This is a genomic window from Streptomyces sp. NPDC001868, assembly GCF_040297125.1.
Classification (GTDB): domain Bacteria; phylum Actinomycetota; class Actinomycetes; order Streptomycetales; family Streptomycetaceae; genus Streptomyces.
Window position 1 is genome coordinate 223,642 of record NZ_JBEOYO010000003.1, and the last position, 16,751, is coordinate 240,392.

Sequence of the window (16,751 nt, forward strand, 5' to 3'; positions counted from 1 at the left end):
GACGCCCCTGATCTTCGGTCCCACCATGATCGAACGCATCCCCGGGCCGATATCAGGGTTCGACCAGGGTCATCCCGACTGCCATCGGAGCGGCTCGGCGGTCACGATGGACGCATGACGGATCACCAGCACGCGGCAGCGGAGCCGGGCCCCGGCTCGGGTCCGGACGCCCTGCGGCCCACCACCGAGCCACAGGACGCCGTGCCCCCACCGGGCACGGGGGCACAGAAGCCGCGCGCGCACGGGGACGCGGGCGCGGGCCCGCGGGCGGAACAAGGGGCCGGCACCGGCCCACCACGAGCTGGGCGCCGCCCCTCCCCCGGTGCGGCGGGCCCCTCCGCCCCCGGCGGGACAGGGCACCCGGCCCCCGACGATCCGGTCGGCGGCCCCGCCGCCCCGCACAGATTCCGCCGTGACCGGCGGTACAAGATGCTGGGCGGTGTCTGTGCCGGGCTCGGTCGGCAGTGCGACATGGATCCGGTGATCTTCCGGGTGGTGCTCGCGGTCCTCTCCGCGACCGGCGGCTTCGGCCTCGTCTTCTACGGCTTCGCCTGGCTGTTCGTGCCGTACGACGACGAGGAGGAGAACGAGGTACGCAAGCTGCTGACCGGCCGGGTCGACGGCCAGGCCCTCACGGCCGTGCTCTTCGCGCTGGTCGGCTGCGGCGTCTTCCTCACCCTGCTGAGCAACACGACCGTCCTGACCTTCTCCGTGGTCGTCTCCCTGCTCCTGGCCGGCGCGGGGTACTGGTCGCGGCAGCGCGGCGCCCCCGATCCCGATCCGCTCGCCGCGCAGGCCGTGGCCGACGCCCCGCCGGAGGCCCAGGCGCCGCCCGTGGCCTCCGCCTACCCCTCCTGGTGGCGCGACCCGATCATCAAGGACGGAAAGCACGTGGGCGGCACGGGCTATATGTGGGGGCCGTGGGAGAGCCGCGACCGGGACATGGCGGCGGCCGCCAACATCGCCCGGGGCGTGCCGCCCTCCCGCCAGGACATACGCACCGCGCGCCCGCCCAAGCCGCGCGGGCCGCGCTGGACAGGCGGCTGGATCTTCCTGCTCGCGCTGCTCGCCGGCGGTATCGGCACCGGCGCGACCTGGGAGGAGCGCGCTCTCGCCGCCAGCCTGCAGACCGGCCTGGCCTGCGCGCTGACCGTGTTCGGCCTGGGCATAGCCCTGAGCGCCTTCCTCGGTCGTACGGGAGCGGGGTCGATCTTCCTGGCCGTGGTGACGGCCGGACTGCTGGCGTGCACGGCGGCGCTCCCGACGAACATCACCACCGACTGGGTCCGTACGGAGTGGACACCACGGAACGCGGAGAGTGTGGCGGCCCGATACGAGCTGGGGACCGGTGTGGGCACGCTGGATCTGTCCAAGGTGGACATACCCGAGGGCGGGGCGCTGGCCACGAGCGTGGAGGTCGGCGCGGGCAAGGTGAAGGTGGTCGTTCCGCCCGACGTCACCGTGCGGCTCGACGTCGAAGTGGGTCTCGGTGACATCCAGTTGCCGGGTGACGACAAGGAGGACGTGGACGTGGCACCGGACAAGAGCGACCGGCTGACGCTGTCCCCCGAGAAGGGCTCGGACAGCGGCGGCACGCTCACCATCGACCTCGAAGTCGGTCTGGGACAGGCGGAGGTGGCCCGTGCTGCGTCATGAGTTCCGGCCGGGCAAGCTCATAGCCGGCCTCTTCCTCACCGCCGCCGGTGTCGTGTACCTCGGCGACGCGGGAAACGCCTGGGAGACCCCCTGGTTCGTCGTGATCCCGCTCGTCGTCGGGGGGCTGTGTCTGGCGGGGGCGGTGGGTTCTCTGAACCACGCGGTACGGGGGCGGCGGGCGGCCGGACGGACGGGGCCGGCGGGATCGGCGGGGCCGACTGGACCGGCGGGCGGGGCCGGGGCGGCGGGATCGGCGGGGGCTGGTGGGGAGGGGGTGGGAGGGCCGAGAGGGGCAGCGGGATGAGTGGAGGGGGCGGAGCGTGCACGGCAGGGCGGGCGGGATCTGGAGCCTGGCCCGGCAGGGTCCCCGGGGGCCAAGGGCCAAGGGCCAAGGGCCAGACAAGCGGTGCCGTGTGAATCGCTGAGCCGCCACCGTGGCTGAGCGGCGGCCGACGTCAAGGAGCCGTGGGCGAGAAGCAGTGGGCGAGAAGCAGTGGGCGATAAGCCGTAGGCGGGGAGCCGTGGGGCTCAGTGGTAGGCGCCCGCGCGGTGCCTGCTGCCGCCGTGGCGGCGGGAGCGGATGGCCGCGTCCACCGAGAGGACCGGGGCGCCGGCCAGGATCAGGGGGATCCAGGCCATGAGGTACGGGAGGTCGTTGCCGTAGTAGTACGGGGAAGCCGACCAACTGACCGTCAGCCAGAGGCTGAGGGAGATCAGGGCGCCGCCGAAGGCGGCCAGGCGGGTGAGGAGGCCGAGGAGGGTGCCGATACCGACGGCGAGTTCACCGAGGGCGATGGCGTAGCCGAAGCCGACGGGGTTGTTGAGGGCCATGTCGATCAGGGCGGGGATGGCGGAGGAGTCTCGGGCGGCGCTCATCATGTCGCCGATGGAGCCGGAGCCGGAGTCCGCCATGAACGCGCTGTCGGTGAGTTTGTCCAGGCCGGCGTAGATGAAGGTGACGGCGAGGAAGACGCGTAGGGGCAGCAGGGCGTAGCGGGTGGCTGTGTCCCGCCAGTCGGGGCCGCCGTCGCGGTAGGGGGTGGTGGAGTCCGTGCGAAAGTCGTGAGCCATGGTCTGCGCCGCCTCTGGTCCGCCGTGCCGTTGACCCCTCAACAGACGATACGGTCGGAGGGGTGGGGGTGCTCAATGGTTCGGGCGTGTTTTTCCGGGTCGGGGTGTCTTGTCGGGGCCGGGTTGTGGCTTCGGGGGTCCTTTCATCGCCCCCCGCCGCCCTTACCCGTCCCGTCCCCAGGGGCTGCGCCCCTTCGACCCCGCACCACACCACGCACCACACCACACCCCGCGCGCGCCCGCTGCCGCCGCACCGGCGTGGGGCTCCGCACCGCACCGCACCCCGCACCGCACCCTGCCAGGGGGCGCTGCGCCCCCCTGGACCCCCGCCATGTAGAGGTCGCCCGTGGAGGTCGCTCAGTCCGCCGAGACCTCGATCGTGTAGCGGTTGGTTTCGACGCCGGCGGCTGTGACGACCTGGACGTCGACCTTGCCGGGTTCGACGTCGGCGGGGACGGGGGCGGTGAGGACGGCGTCGGTGGGGTTGCTGAAGCCGCCGGCGACGGGGACGAGGGGGACGTGGACATGGACGGGGCCGATGCGGACGACCATGCGGGAGAGGCGGTCGGCGGTCTGGGCGCCGGGTGGGACGAAGCCGGCGCCGCGGATCTCGATGTCGTCGCCGTTGCGGATGGGGGCGTCGAGGTCGCCGGCCTCGCGGGAGCGGACGACGGAGAGGATGACGGGGCGGCCGCCCTCGGCGTATTTGCCGGCGACGTAGGTGGCGGCGGAGACCAGGACGAGGAGGGCCAGGCCCCAGGGGAGGTCGGGGAGTTGGTCGGGGCTGCGGGCGAGGCGGACCGCCGCGAAGGCGAGGGCGACGGCGCAGATGATCACGTACTGGATGTCCGTGAAGCTGCCTCGGCCCGAGTCGTCGGTGAGGAGGTCGGCGGCGCGGGGGCGGTGGGCGCGGACCTTCTGGAGGCGCTGGGACAGGACACGGAGGCCGACCACACGGCGGACCAGGACCGCGATGCCGCAGACGACGGCCAGGACGGTCACGATGCCGGCGCCCCGGGCGAGGTCGAGACCGGCGATGAGGGCGTCGCGTTCGCGGTGGTCGGAGGCGGCGGCCAGGCGGCCGACGAGGACGAGGACCGCGAAGACTACGAAGAGCACCCAACCGGCCGCGATCGCGCGGGAGGTGGAGAGACGGTTGTCCTCGCCGATGACCGGGGCGAGGGCGCCACCGCGTGCCCGGTGCAGATATCCGGCGCCGGTCAGGGCGACGCCCAGGAGCAGGGCGGCGAGCAGTCCGGCGGTGCGGGCGACCGTCCAGCCCGCGCCGATCGCGGTGAGGGCCTGGACGACGAGGAGGGTCACGACGGCCGCCCAGACGACGACCGCCGTGCGCAGCCAGAGGCGGGCGAGCCAGGCCTCGCCCTCGACGCGGCCGCGTTCGGCGACGAGGGCCGCGGACTGGGTGAGTTCGTCGGAGACCCACTGCCGGGAGGCGGACGCGGAGTGCGCGACGGCCGCCGGCAGCCCCTGCCCGGCCGCGAACTCCTCCCGCTTCAGCAGGAACGCGGCCACCGCGCGCCGGTGTCCCGCGCGCGCTCCGTGCGGGCAGTCCCCGCACGTGCACCCGCCTTCATGGGCACCCGCGCCCATGCCCCCTCTCGCCTCCTGTACCGCCACGTCCGAGCCCGCCTTCCCGCGCCGCGTCCGCCTGCGCGTCCGCGTCCCTCGGCATTCGCCGTCATCGGCATTGCCGTCATCGTTCACCGCATGTCATCGCCGTTTTCGCGGCCGTCGCCGCCGACCTCCCTCGGCGACGGCCGCGTCGGCACCTTCAACAGCACCTTCATCAGCGCCCTCTACAACGCTTTCATCAGCGCCTTCGTCAGCGCCGTCTTCGGCACTTCGTGGACGCCTTCGTCGTCGTCGCGGAAGGCCGTACATACGTCCGCGCACTACCACAGCCGTGCCGCCGTACAACTGCTCTGCGATGACAGCGAATTGTGCCGTACGGAACACGGCCCGCGTCCGGCAGGGCCACTCCGTGCAAGGGAGGCGCGGGGTGAAGTCCCGGTGCCCGTGTTGACCCGGCTGCGAGAATCTCCCTATGGCCGAGATCATCCAGCGGGACGGGACCTGGGCCTTCGACGGGAGCACGGTCCGGATCACGCCGGGCCTGCACCGTTCCGTGGCGCTGTTCCGGCAGACGTACGGGGAGATCGCGGTGCCCCTGGAGGCGGTGGCCGGTGTCGTCTACGAGCCCGAACGCAAGCGCGGGCGGCTCCGGTTGCGGCTCCGTGAGGGCAGTGATCCGCTGCTCCAGGCCACCGGAGGGCGGCTGCCGGACGCGGCCGACCCGTACCGGCTGACGGTCGATCTCGACCGTTCGGGGGTCGCCGAGTACGTGGCCGAGGAGATACGGCAGTCGATGCTGCTGGAGCAGACGCCGAAGGAGCCCGCCAAGATCTATCTGCTGCCCGGGCCGCCCGTGCCGGTGTCCGTGCGGTCGAGCGACGGCACGGTCTCCTTCGACGGTTCGCGGGTCCGGATCGACTGGAACGACACCTCCGACCGCGTCAAGCGGGCGACCGGCCCGCGGATCATCGACGTCGGCGAGCTGGCGCGGGTCGAGTGGCTGCCCAACTCCGGCTACGAGGACGGGTTCCTGCGGTTCGTGACGCGCGAGACCGTGTTCTCCAAGCTGCCGCCGGAGCGGGATCCGTTCGCCCTCGACCTGTGGGGCAGCACGCGTCGGGACCTGCTCACGGCGCTCGTCGCGACGGCGGTCACGGCGCGGCTTCCCCACCCGTCCACGCGCGGCGCCACCGGCCGCCCGGACGCGGCCCGGCCGGCGAAGCCCGCCGCCCCGGATCATCATGATGTCCTCCTCCGGCGTCTGCGTGAGTTGGGCGAACTCCACCGTGACGGTGTCCTTACGGACGAGGAGTTCGTGGCCACGAAGGCGGCGGTGCTTCGCGACTTCTGACCGGCATCAGCGCCCCGAAGGGGCGCGGGGAACTGCGCGACCGGCCACGACGAGCCCGCACCCGAAGGCGAGCGGCTCCTGCGCTCAGCTCAGCAGATCCGGCTCGCTCCTGCTGATGTCCTGCCACAGCGGCTGGTAGTTGATCCACGCCACCAGGTCGCCGCCCGCCTGTTCGCGGGTCGCGGCGGCCAGTCGGTGTTCGATGAGCTGCGGGCGGCCCGCCGCCTTCGCGGTGAGCTGTACCTGGGCCGAGCGTTCCATGGACAGGAACCACCAGGCCGCCGCGTCGACGGAGTCGCCGACCGTCAGCAGACCGTGGTTGCGCAGCACGAGCGCCTTGCGGCTGCCGAGCACAGCGGCGATACGGCGGCCCTCGTCCGCGTCGACCGAGACGCCCGTGTAGTGGTCGTAGAGCGCCTGGTCCTCGTAGAACGCGCAGGACTCCTGGGTGATCGGGTCGAGCAGATCGCCGAGGGCGGCCAGCGCGCGGCCGTGCACGGAGTGACAGTGGGCGACCGCGACGACGTCGGGACGGGCGGCGTGCACCTGGGCGTGGACGGTGAAGGCGGCCTGGTTCACGTGGTAGCGGCCCTCGATCACCTGCCCGTCCTGGTTGGCGAGGACCAGGTCACTCACCGTGACGTGCTTGAACGGCATCCCGAACGGATTGACCCAGAAACAGTCGCTGAACTCCGGGTCGCGCGCGGTGATGTGCCCCGAGACGCCCTCCTCGAACCCCAGTCGCCCGAAGATCCGCAGGGCCCCGGCCAGCCGTTCCTTGCGGTGCCGCCGCTCGTCCTGCGCCGACTCGTGCATCGGTGGCATGGCGAACCGGAGCTGGTCGGTGGGTAGGGGCAGGGGCGGTGTGGGCCCGTGCATGTGTCCTCCAGAGTGACTTCCTTTACGAAGCGGAAGTTACCGTCGGTCCCCGGCGCAGAACAGGTCCGTCCGGTGAAGAGAGTGCGCAACCGTTACGCAAGTCACGGAAGCGCGTCAGGTGGCACCGCGGTCGCCGGGGCGGAAACGGTGGTCGTACACCGCTCGGGGTAACCGGACAGTGGATGTCGGGTATCCGCGCGAGACTCGACGTATGCCGGAGAAACTTTCGCGGATGAACTGGGGCGCGTTCGTCGCCGCCGAACCCGAGCTCGCACAGACCGTCGAGACGCGCTTCGGCGCCTTCACCCATCACGTCCTGGCCACGCTCCGCCGGGACGGCTCCCCGCGGACGACCGGGCTGGAGGTCCGGTTCGTCGACGGGGAACTGTGGCTGGGGATGATGCCGGACTCGCTCAAGGCGCTCGATCTGCGCCGCGACCCCCGTTTCTCGCTGCAGGCCAACCCCGGCCCCGGTACGGAGATGGGCGGCGGTGACGTACGGGTGAGCGGGCGGGCGGTCGAGGTCGACGACCCCGCGGTCAAGGCGGCGTACGGCGAAGAGGTGGAACCGCCGGAGCCGTTCCACCTCTTCCGCACCGAGCTGACGGAGGTCGTACGGACCCACGTCGAGGACGACAAGTATCTGGTCGTCCAGGTCTGGAAGCCCGGAGAGCCGGTGCGGACCCTCAAGCGGACCTGAGGATCACCAGGGATCCAGGGGCTACTCCCACTCGATGGTGCCCGGGGGCTTCGACGTCACGTCGAGGACGACGCGGTTGACGTCGGCGACCTCGTTGGTGATCCGGGTGGAGATCTTCGCGAGGACGTCGTACGGCAGGCGCGACCAGTCGGCGGTCATGGCGTCCTCGCTGGACACCGGGCGCAGGACGATGGGGTGGCCGTAGGTGCGGCCGTCGCCCTGGACGCCGACGGACCGGACGTCCGCCAGCAGCACCACCGGGCACTGCCAGATGTCGCGGTCGAGGCCGGCGGCCGTCAGCTCCTCGCGGGCGATGGCGTCGGCCTCGCGGAGCAGGTCGAGCCGGTCCTTGGTGACCTCGCCGACGATCCGGATGCCGAGGCCGGGGCCGGGGAACGGCTGGCGCTGGACGATCTCCTCCGGGAGCCCCAGCTCCTGGCCGACCATCCGGACCTCGTCCTTGAAGAGCTTGCGGAGCGGCTCGATCAGCTTGAATTCGAGGTCTTCCGGCAGGCCGCCCACATTGTGGTGCGACTTGATGTTCGCGGTGCCGGTGCCGCCGCCGGACTCGACGACGTCCGGGTAAAGCGTGCCCTGGACCAGGAACGCGGCCTCGGGGCCCTCGTCGGCGATGATCTCCGCCTGGGCCTGCTCGAAGACGCGGATGAACTCGCGGCCGATGATCTTCCGCTTCTGCTCGGGGTCGGAGACCCCGGCGAGCGCCTTGAGGAACCGCTCCTCCGCGTCGACGACCTTGAGCTGTACGCCGGTCGCGGCGACGAAGTCCTTCTCGACCTGCTCGGTCTCGTTCTTGCGCATCAGACCGTGGTCGACGTACACGCAGGTCAGCTGGGAGCCGATGGCCTTCTGGACGAGGGCCGCGGCGACCGCGGAGTCCACGCCGCCGGAGAGGCCGCAGATCGCGCGCTTGTCGCCGACCAGCTCTCGGATGGCCTCGACCTGCTCCTCGATGACATTGCCCGTGGTCCAGCTCGGGGTGATGCCCGCCCCCCGGTAGAGGAAGTGCTCCAGGACCTGCTGGCCGTGCGTGGAGTGCATGACCTCCGGGTGGTACTGGACGCCGTAGAGCTTCTTCTCGTCGTTCTCGAAGGCGGCGACCGGTACGACGTCGGTGGAGGCCGTGACGGTGAAGCCCTCGGGGGCGGCGGAGCAGGCGTCGCCGTGGGACATCCAGACCGACTGCTCGTCGGGGGTGCCCTCGAAGAGGGTGCTGCCGGCCTTGGAGACATGGAGGGGCGTACGGCCGTACTCGCGCGCGCCGGTGTTGTCGACGGTGCCGCCGAGGGTGGTGGCCATCAGCTGGAAGCCGTAGCACATGCCGAAGACGGGGACGCCGGCCTCGAAGAGGGCGCGGTCGAGGCGGGGGGCGCCGTCGGCGTAGACCGAGGAGGGGCCGCCGGAGAGGATGATCGCCGCCGGGTTCTTGGCGAGCATCTCGGCGACCGGCATGGTGCTCGGGACGATCTCGCTGTAGACCCGGGCCTCGCGGACCCGACGGGCGATGAGCTGGGCGTACTGGGCGCCGAAGTCGACGACCAGGACGGTGTCGGGGGCGGCGGCAGCGGGGTTCGCTGATGACACGGGGTGCCTTCCGGCGGTTGGGCGGGGGTCTGTGTGGCCGAGTCTACCGGGGTGCCCTCCTGTGGCGTGGTCCCACTGGGAGCTCCGCCCCCAGACCCCCGAGGACCGTCGCCCACCCACCACCGGACTCGCTCGGAGGAGAAGACACCCGCCCGGAGGGACAGCTCGACCCCGCCGCGGGAAGCGGCCGGAAAGCGTTGCCGCACCCTCATGGCATACTGGCGCCCATGCTCACGCACCCGACCTTCCTGTTTACCTATGGCAACCGGCCCACCGGCTGCCATGGTCGTGCTGCTTGAGCAACTGACAAGCGACTTCCCAGGCGCCCCGGGCCGACAAGGTCCGGGGCGTCTGGCGTTTTCCGGGTCCTTCCGCTTCGGGGAGTCCTTCGGGGGGTCGATTCCGACTTCCGACGAGGAGCCCAGAGATGACCGTCACCTCCACCGAGAAGACCGGCGCCCGTACGTCCGAGGCGGCCGGTGTGATCACCGGTGCCCGGGAGCGCATCGACGCGCTGGACGACCGGATCATCGGCCTGATCCAGGAACGCGTGGCGGTCTCCGCCGTGATCCAGGAGGCACGCATCGAGTCCGGCGGCAGGCGCGTGAACCTCTCCCGCGAGATGGAGATCCTCGCCCACTACAGGGACGCCCTCGGCAAGCCCGGCACCGCGCTCGCCATGACCCTGCTGGAGCTGTGCCGGGGGCGCATCTGACCGGCGCACGCACGTACGCCTGCCTTCTCACCCGTACGGCGCGTGACCGTCGTCCGACACGCTTCGTTGGTGTCGGTGTCCGTGCCAGCCAGGTCCGGGCCCGAAAGAACCACGCGTGGCTCCGCTGGAGCGATGAGGCGTACGGATCGTGCCGTGCGCCGTGGGACCTCGCTCCAGGGTTGTGACCGGACGGCAGGGGACAGCAGCCCGGTCACTCAAGAGAACGGTCGGCTCCGGGGACGCCCGGGGCCGGCCGGCGGAATCTGTTCCAGGGTGGCCGAACCGGTTGCGGAGGCCGTTCGCCCCTCACGACACGGGAACAGACCTCCACCGACCACCCTTGTTCGACATCGACATCGACATCGACATCGACATCGACACCGGCATCGACATCGACTGTTCGACATCGACGCCGACATCGACCTCGACTCGACACCAGGCGCACTCCCCCGGCGCCACTTCGAGGCACCGGCCGCCCTGACGCCGGTGCCGACGCCGAAGGGCCCCGCGACTTCCGTCCCGCGGGGCCCTTCGTCATCTCGTGCGCGCTCAGCCGGCGACCTTCTCCACCTTCTTGACCTGGGCGTCCAGGATCTCGGCCGGCACCTCGGCCTTGTCCGCGTCGAGCATGTTCATCGAGGAGAACGCGATGAGCGTCGAGCCGCTGCGCACCACCGTGAAGGACATCGGGATCTTCGCGCCCTCGATGTCGCCCTTCAGCTTGTACGAGACGGCCTCGTCGCCCTGCTTCGGGGCGGTGAGGACCTCGACACCGGTGTACTTGTTGCCGACCTGCTCGTACCCGTCGCAGCTCTCGGTCGCCTTGCGCAGGTCGGCCATCACCTTCTCCGCGTCGCTCTGCTCGTGCGCGGCGAGGGCGAGGGCCATGACGGTGGCGGAGATGTCGCTCACCGAGGTGACCCTGCGTCCGGCACGGTCCTTCGCCTGCGGGTCGGAGGTGAAGTAGAACATGTTCGCGAGGGGCTGGCAGGCGGCCGGCTCCGCGGGAACGGGTACGGCGGGCATCTCGTCCGCCGGCATCTCGGAGATCTTGTACTTCTTCACGTCCCCCTGCGCGAGGGCCGCCTCCTTCAGCTGCGCCTCGGTCAGCGCGGGCTTGCCGGCCGCGTCCTGCTCGTCCTTCGCGTCCCCGGCGGCCGTGGCGCTGCCGGCCGCCGTCGGCTTCGCGTCCGCGTCCTCGTCGCCGCCCCCACCACACGCCGCGGTGAATCCCAGCGTGGCCACGACCGAGACGGCCACCGCCACCCGCGACATCGTCGACTTCATGTCCCCCACCCTCACAACTGTCACTTCACGTCTCACAGGAGCCCCAGGGGCCCCACCGAACATGTATTTGACAGCGCGGACCGCCCATCCGTTGTGCCACAGCGGCCACATTCGTAAGTGACTCACGTCACACGAAGAAACCGTTATCGCAAGGGCAACCCTTCGGCCCACTCGCCGGTCACACCTGGCACACGAGAGAAGGACCCGCGCTCGGAGGGGGGTGCGGGTCCTTCTCCGCTGTCATATCGCCTGTCACATCACCTGTCACTTCGCCGCCCGGCGGCTACCGCTTCGGCGGCACCGTCGGCACCGGGACCAGCGGCAGCCGCAGCGCGCCGAACGCGTCCGCCGGGACCGCCGGGTGCAGGGGCTCCACAGGGCTGAGGCGTTCGTAGGCCGCGCCCGAGGCCGGGCGGTGGTCGGGCTCGCCGTTGTTGGGCCAGTACGACATCGCGCGCTCGGCCTGGGCGGTGATCGTCAGGGACGGGTTCACGCCCAGGTTCGCGGAGACGGCCGAGCCGTCGACGACGGAGATACCGGGGTGGCCGTAGAGCCGGTGGTACGGGTCGATGACGCCGTCGGCCGCCGTGGCGCCGATGGGGCAGCCGCCGAGGAAGTGCGCGGTGAGCGGGGTGCCCATCAGTTCGCCCACGTTGCTGCCGGCGAAGCCGTTGATCTCGGCGGCGATCGTGGAGGCGGCCTTCGAAGCGACCTCGATCTGCTTGGGGTTGGGCGCGCCGTGGCCCTGACGTGCCGTCAACAGGCCCTTGCCCGGGCCCTTCTGCTTCAGGTGCGTCGACAGGGAGTTGTCCAGGGACTGCATCACCAGGCCGATGATGGTCCGCTCCGACCAGCGGCGGTTGGAGAGCGAACGGGCCACCAGCAAGGGGTGTTTGGCCGCGTGCGCCAGCCAGCCGAGGACGCGGGTGGTGCCCGACGCGGTGCCGCCCGCGTACGGGACCTGGAGGATCGACAGACCGCCCATCGCGTTGGAGCCCCTGCCGTAGCGGACGGGCTCGATGTGGGTGTTCTCGTCGGGGTGGATGGAGGAGGTGATCGCCACGCCCCGGGTGAAGTCGACCTCGGGCACGCCGTGGGCCTTGCGGTAGCGGCGGTTGTCGGTCTGGGCGCCGACCAGGGCCTCGGAGTTGGTACGGGTCAGCATGCCCAGCCGGTCCGAGATGTGCGGGAGTTGGCCGTTCGCCTTCATCCGGTGCAGCAGGGTCTGGGTGCCGTAGGTGCCGGCCGCGAGGACGACCCGGCGGGCCTTCAGCACCCGGGACCTGCCCTTCCTCCGCTCGTCCGTCGGGAGGGTGGTGACGGCGTAGCCGCCCCGCGAGTCCTCGGTGACGGCGACGACCGTGGTCATCGGGTGGACGACCGCGCCCGCCTTCTCGGCGAGGTGGAGGTAGTTCTCGTTGAGGGTGTTCTTCGCGCCGTGGCGGCAGCCGGTCATGCACTCGCCGCACTCGGTGCAGGCGTTGCGGGCGGGGCCCGCGCCGCCGAAGTACGGGTCGGCGACCTGGTCGCCTGGGGCGGCCTTCGCCTTGCCGTCGGCGTCCTCGCCGTCACCGAAGAAGACACCGACCGGGGCGAGGTGGAAGCTGTCGCCGACGCCCATCCGCTCGGCGGCGGCCTTCAGGTGCACGTCCGACGGGGTCATCGTCGGGTTGAGCCGTACGCCGAGCATGCGGCGGGCCTGGTCGTAGTACGGCTTCAGCTCCTCCTGCCAGTCGGTGATGTCCTTCCACTGCGGGTCCTCGAAGAACGGTTTCGGCGGTACGTAGAGGGTGTTGGCGTAGTTGAGGGAGCCGCCGCCCACGCCGGCTCCCGCCAGCACCATGACGTTGCCGAGCAGGTGGATGCGCTGGATGCCGTAGAGACCGAGTCCGGGCGCCCACAGGTAGTTCTTGAGGTCCCAGGAGTTCTTGGGGAGGGTTTCGCGGGTGAAGCGGCGGCCCGCCTCCAGGACGCCGACCCGGTAACCCTTCTCCGTGAGGCGGAGGGCGGTCACCGAGCCGCCGAAGCCCGATCCGACCACGATGACGTCGTAGTCGTATGCGTCTTGAGGCACGTTTGCTCCTCGTTGAGTGTCCGTGCGGGCCGTCTGTGGTTGCTCGCGCTCACGCGGCGGAGCCGCATATCGATACAGCCCCGCGCCCCTGAAAAACGGGGCGCTTACCTGAGCCGGAGTGCCTTCATCGCCCTCAGGCTCCTGCTCATGAACTGCGCGTACTTCTCGTCGTCCATGCCCAGGGACGGGGCCATGGGCAGCAGGCGCTGGTGGGCGACCGTCTGGGCCTCGGTGTACTTGAGGATGCCCTCGGAGCCGTGGCGACGGCCGAGGCCGGAGTCCTTCATGCCGCCCATCGGCGACTGGACTGAGCCGTAGGCGGAGGCGTAGCCCTCGTTGACGTTGACCGTGCCGGCGCGGACGCGGGAGGCGACCTCGCGGCCGCGGCGGCCGTCCTTGGTCCAGACGGAGGCGTTGAGGCCGTACGCGGTGGAGTTGGCCTCCGCTATGGCCTCGTCCTCGTCCTTGAAGCGGTAGATGGAGACGACCGGTCCGAAGGTCTCCTCCGTGCACACGGACATGGGTTCCGTGACGCCGTCGAGGATCGTGGGCTCGTAGAAGTAGGGGCCGATGTCGGGGCGGGCCACGCCGCCCGCGACGACCTTCGCGCCCTTCTCCACGGCCTCGTCGACGTGGCGGGTGACGGTCTCCAGCTGGCGTTCGCCGACGAGGGAGCCCATCTCGGCGCCGTACGCGAGGGACTTGCCGAGGCGCATGGCCTTCGTGCGGGCGGCGAAGCGCTCCAGGAAGGCGTCGGCGACGGACTCGTGGACGTACAGGCGCTCGATGGAGATGCAGAGTTGGCCGGCGGAGCTGAAGCAGGCGCGGACGGCGCCTGCGGCCGCCTTCTCTATGTCGGCGTCCTCCAGGACCAGCATCGCGTTCTTGCCGCCGAGTTCGAGGGAGACGCCGACGAGACGGGCGGCGGCGCCCTGGGCGACCTCGCGGCCGGTGCGGGTGGAGCCGGTGAAGGAGACGTAGTCGGCGTGCTTGACGACCTCGGGGCCGATGACGGGGCCCTCGCCGAGGACGACCTGGAACACCTCGGCGGGCAGCCCGGCCTCGATGAGCAGGTCACGGGCCCACAGGGCGGTCAGGCAGGTCTCCGTGTCGGGCTTCATCACGACCGCGTTGCCCGCGACGAAGGCGGGGATGGCGTCGCCGACGGAGAGTTCGAGCGGGTAGTTCCAGGGTGCGATCTGGCCGATCACCCCGCGCGGGTGGCGGAGTTCGGTGACCCTGGTGAGGGTCGGTACGGCGCCGGTGTGCCGCTTCGGCTTGAGGTAGAAGGGGGCCTTGCGGCCGTAGTGGCGGGCGGCGACCGCGACGGCCTGGACCTCCTCGTGGGCGTGCAGACGGGCCTTGCCGGTCTCCAGCTGGATGAGGTCGAGCACCTCGGCCTGGCGTTCGAGGACCAGGTCGTGGAAGCGGAGGAGGACGGCGGCGCGCTCACGCACGGGCCGCTGGGCCCAGACGGCCTGGGCGGCGCGGGCCCGCTCGTACGCCTTCTCCACGTCCTCGGGGGTGGACTCCGGCAGGTCGGCCAGCTTCTCGCCGGTGAACGGCGTGTGGTTGGCGGTCCGGCCGGAGCCGACGACGCCCTTGGTGAGCTGGGCGACCAGTTCGGGCGTGACCACGTCGGCGGCGGTACGGGCGCCCTGCGGGGCCGCCGCGAGGGGGTTGGTGCCGGTCGTCCGTGCCGTGCCGGTCGTTCCCGTGGTGGTCGTGCCGGTCTTTTCGGGGGCCTGCGAGTCCGTCATGACGCGCAGGGTATTCCGGACCGGACGACTTTGGGTACCCGGCGGTAACAGGGTTTCACCGGGCGCACACACCACGCCAGTGATCGCTGGCAACGAAGTCGCTGATCAGCGGGGCGGGGGGTGCGGTGCGGGCGCGAATGCGGCGTGGATCACGCCGTTCGAATCCGCGGGAGCCGGCTGCCCGCCGGGCTTCGACCGGTCCTCCGCTCCCGGTCTTCGTCTTCAGCCGGTCTTCGGCTCTCCGATCTCCAGCCGGTCCCGTGCGCCCTTGAACACCGCCGTGCCCTTCTTCTCGTCCGCCGTTCCCTTCGGCATGTCCACACGCAGTTCGTACATGCGGTCGTCGTCGGTGCGGATGATCAGTTCCATGACCCGGGTGGGCGTGCCGTCCAGGTAGTGGGTGGTGTCGGCGAGGACGGCCTCCTGGTCGTGGAAGCTCGTGGTGGTGTAGTTGGCCGTCGACTTCACGTCACCCGCCACGATGTCCGTGGAGTCCTTGGCCTGCTCCATGGGCGACGCGGGCGCCTCGTCCCACTGCGTCAGCCGTACCCGGACGACCTCCTCGCCTTCGTAGGTGACCGTGCGCGGCCGGTCGCCCTCGCCGTCCCGGGCGCGACGGCGTTCGTACGGGGCGGGCAGGGAGAGCACGGCGTCCATGGCCTTCTCCTCGTGGGGGATCCAGCGGGCGCCCGACGTGGGGCCGGGGTTGACGGGGTCGGAGACCGTCTCGGTGCTCTCCCCCTCCCGGGCGAGCGAGGTGCCGAGCCAGACTCCGCCGCCGGCGAGCAGGGCGCCGGTGAGGGAGGCGACGAGGAACAGCCGGCCTGTGCCACGGCCCGGGGTGCGGGGGGTGGGGGTGGCCGGGTTGAGGGTGGCCGGGTTCGGGGTGGCGGTGCTTGGGGTGGCTGGGCTGGGGGTGGCTGCGGCGGGTGGGGCTGTTGTGCTTCCGAGCCGTATCGTGCCGTCGTCGTCGTGGGGGGCCGGTAATTCGGCGGGGGCGTGGATCTGCGCCGCCTGGGCCACGGCCTGTCGGTTGGGCTCCGTCTCCTGGGCCTCGGCTCCCTGGGCCACGGCCCCTTGGATCTCGGCTCCCTGGGCCACGGCTCCCTGGACCTCGGCCACCGCCTCCAGCGCCGCCGTCACCTCCTCGGCATCCGGGCGGGCCGCCGGGTCCTTGGCGAGGAGACGGAGGATCAGCGGGCCGAGGGGACCGGCGTGTTCGGGCTTGGGCGGGTCCGCGGCGAGGATCGCGGCGAGGGTGGACTCCAAGGTCGTACGGCGGAAGGGGGACCAGCCCTCGACGGCGGTGTGGAGGAGGACGCCGAGGGACCACAGGTCGGAGGGCGGGCCCGCGGTACGGCCGGACATGCGTTCGGGGGCGATGAACTCGATCGAGCCGACGAACTCCCCGCTCACGGTGAGGGCTTCCTCGCCCTGGACATGGGCGATACCGAAGTCGGTGAGGACGACGCGGCCGTGCGCGCCGAGGAGGACGTTGGCCGGTTTGACGTCGCGGTGGACGATGCCGACGCTGTGCGCGGCGTGCAGCGCGCCGACGACGGCGAGGCCGATCCGGGCGGCCTCGGCGGGGGCGAGGGCGCCCCGCCGGAGCACCTCGTGGAGGGACTCGCCGCGGACCCGCTCCATGACGATCCAGGGGTGGCCGTCCTCGATCACGACGTCGTGGATGGTGACGGCGGACGGGTGGTCGACTCGGGCGGCGGCGCGGGCCTCACGGTAGAGGCGGTGGGCGGCGCGCTGCCGCTCCTCGCTCTCGGGGTCGTCCGCCCCGTCCGACCCGTCCACCCCTTTCAGCCCGTTGGGTCCGTTCAGGCCGTCGGGGTGCGGGGCTGGACCGTCGCCCGGGGTTCCCAGGTACTCCGGGCCGCCCGGCAGCCGGGGCTGTTTGACGGCGACCTCACGCTCGACGAGTTGGTCGACGGCCTTCCACACCGTGCCCATGCCGCCGGAGCCGATCCGCTCGGTGAGGCGGTAGCGACCACCCACCAACCGGCCGCCCACCAACCAGCCGCCCCTCCCGGCACCTGTACGGCCGTCACCTT

Annotated in this window: 14 protein-coding genes; 6 read left to right on the top strand and 8 right to left on the bottom strand. The window is 71.4% G+C overall.

The features are described 5' to 3' along the window. The first annotated feature begins 114 nt into the window (after positions 1-114). Positions 115-1,656 carry a PspC domain-containing protein gene (locus tag ABT147_RS05740; RefSeq protein ID WP_351402894.1) on the top strand — a complete coding sequence of 514 codons (1,542 nt, stop codon included), beginning with the start codon at positions 115-117 and terminating at the stop codon, positions 1,654-1,656. Beyond that, positions 1,643-1,960, top strand: coding sequence for a hypothetical protein (locus ABT147_RS05745; RefSeq protein WP_351402895.1), 318 nt, complete (start codon positions 1,643-1,645; stop codon positions 1,958-1,960). Before ABT147_RS05740 ends, ABT147_RS05745 begins: the two co-directional genes overlap by 14 nt. A 224-nt stretch (positions 1,961-2,184) precedes the next feature. Here ABT147_RS05745 and ABT147_RS05750 read toward each other — a convergent pair whose 3' ends face one another. Both ABT147_RS05750 and ABT147_RS05755 read right to left on the bottom strand, forming a co-directional pair. Continuing rightward, positions 2,185-2,727, bottom strand: a complete 543-nt coding sequence (locus tag ABT147_RS05750; protein WP_351402896.1) for a DoxX family membrane protein — start codon at positions 2,725-2,727, stop codon at positions 2,185-2,187. A gap of 357 nt (positions 2,728-3,084) precedes the next feature. Next, positions 3,085-4,338 (bottom strand): hypothetical protein, encoded by a 1,254-nt coding sequence (locus ABT147_RS05755; RefSeq protein ID WP_351402898.1) that lies wholly within the window; start codon positions 4,336-4,338, stop codon positions 3,085-3,087. 454 nt (positions 4,339-4,792) lie between these two features. Here ABT147_RS05755 and ABT147_RS05760 point away from each other — a divergent pair, with 454 nt between their 5' ends. After that, the gene (locus tag ABT147_RS05760) at positions 4,793-5,671 is read left to right on the top strand and encodes a DUF4429 domain-containing protein (RefSeq protein ID WP_351402899.1); all 879 of its coding nucleotides are present in this window, start codon (positions 4,793-4,795) and stop codon (positions 5,669-5,671) included. Between the two features lie 84 nt (positions 5,672-5,755). Here ABT147_RS05760 and ABT147_RS05765 read toward each other — a convergent pair whose 3' ends face one another. Next, complete coding sequence (locus tag ABT147_RS05765) at positions 5,756-6,550, bottom strand: class II aldolase/adducin family protein (RefSeq protein ID WP_351402900.1); 795 nt, start codon at positions 6,548-6,550, stop codon at positions 5,756-5,758. Between the two features lie 232 nt (positions 6,551-6,782). Here ABT147_RS05765 and ABT147_RS05770 point away from each other — a divergent pair, with 232 nt between their 5' ends. Further along, positions 6,783-7,250, top strand: coding sequence for a pyridoxamine 5'-phosphate oxidase family protein (locus ABT147_RS05770; RefSeq protein WP_502983038.1), 468 nt, complete (start codon positions 6,783-6,785; stop codon positions 7,248-7,250). Between the two features lie 21 nt (positions 7,251-7,271). Here ABT147_RS05770 and guaA read toward each other — a convergent pair whose 3' ends face one another. Then, positions 7,272-8,852 carry a glutamine-hydrolyzing GMP synthase gene (gene guaA / locus ABT147_RS05775; RefSeq protein ID WP_351402903.1) on the bottom strand — a complete coding sequence of 527 codons (1,581 nt, stop codon included), beginning with the start codon at positions 8,850-8,852 and terminating at the stop codon, positions 7,272-7,274. A gap of 427 nt (positions 8,853-9,279) precedes the next feature. Here guaA and ABT147_RS05780 point away from each other — a divergent pair, with 427 nt between their 5' ends. Together ABT147_RS05780 and ABT147_RS05785 are read left to right on the top strand one after the other, a co-directional pair. After that, on the top strand, positions 9,280-9,567 hold the full coding sequence (locus tag ABT147_RS05780) for a chorismate mutase (RefSeq protein WP_351402904.1): 288 nt from the start codon (positions 9,280-9,282) through the stop codon (positions 9,565-9,567). A 340-nt stretch (positions 9,568-9,907) separates the two neighbouring features. After that, positions 9,908-10,048: a hypothetical protein gene (locus ABT147_RS05785; RefSeq protein ID WP_351402905.1), complete on the top strand. Its 141-nt coding sequence runs from the start codon at positions 9,908-9,910 to the stop codon at positions 10,046-10,048. A 68-nt stretch (positions 10,049-10,116) separates the two neighbouring features. Here the strand turns inward: ABT147_RS05785 and ABT147_RS05790 are convergent, their stop codons facing one another. The 4 genes from ABT147_RS05790 to ABT147_RS05805 all read right to left on the bottom strand — a co-directional run bounded on the left by ABT147_RS05790 (position 10,117) and on the right by ABT147_RS05805 (position 16,650). After that, a complete protein-coding gene (locus tag ABT147_RS05790) occupies positions 10,117-10,854 on the bottom strand; it encodes a hypothetical protein (RefSeq protein ID WP_351402906.1) in 738 nt (245 codons plus the stop codon). A gap of 283 nt (positions 10,855-11,137) precedes the next feature. Further along, positions 11,138-12,928 (bottom strand): GMC family oxidoreductase N-terminal domain-containing protein, encoded by a 1,791-nt coding sequence (locus ABT147_RS05795; protein ID WP_351402907.1) that lies wholly within the window; start codon positions 12,926-12,928, stop codon positions 11,138-11,140. 104 nt (positions 12,929-13,032) lie between these two features. Beyond that, entirely contained in the window at positions 13,033-14,688 is a 1,656-nt protein-coding gene (locus ABT147_RS05800; RefSeq protein WP_351402908.1) for a succinic semialdehyde dehydrogenase, read from the bottom strand. A 222-nt stretch (positions 14,689-14,910) separates the two neighbouring features. Beyond that, entirely contained in the window at positions 14,911-16,650 is a 1,740-nt protein-coding gene (locus tag ABT147_RS05805) for a serine/threonine-protein kinase (RefSeq protein ID WP_502983039.1), read from the bottom strand. Positions 16,651-16,751 lie beyond the last annotated feature (101 nt).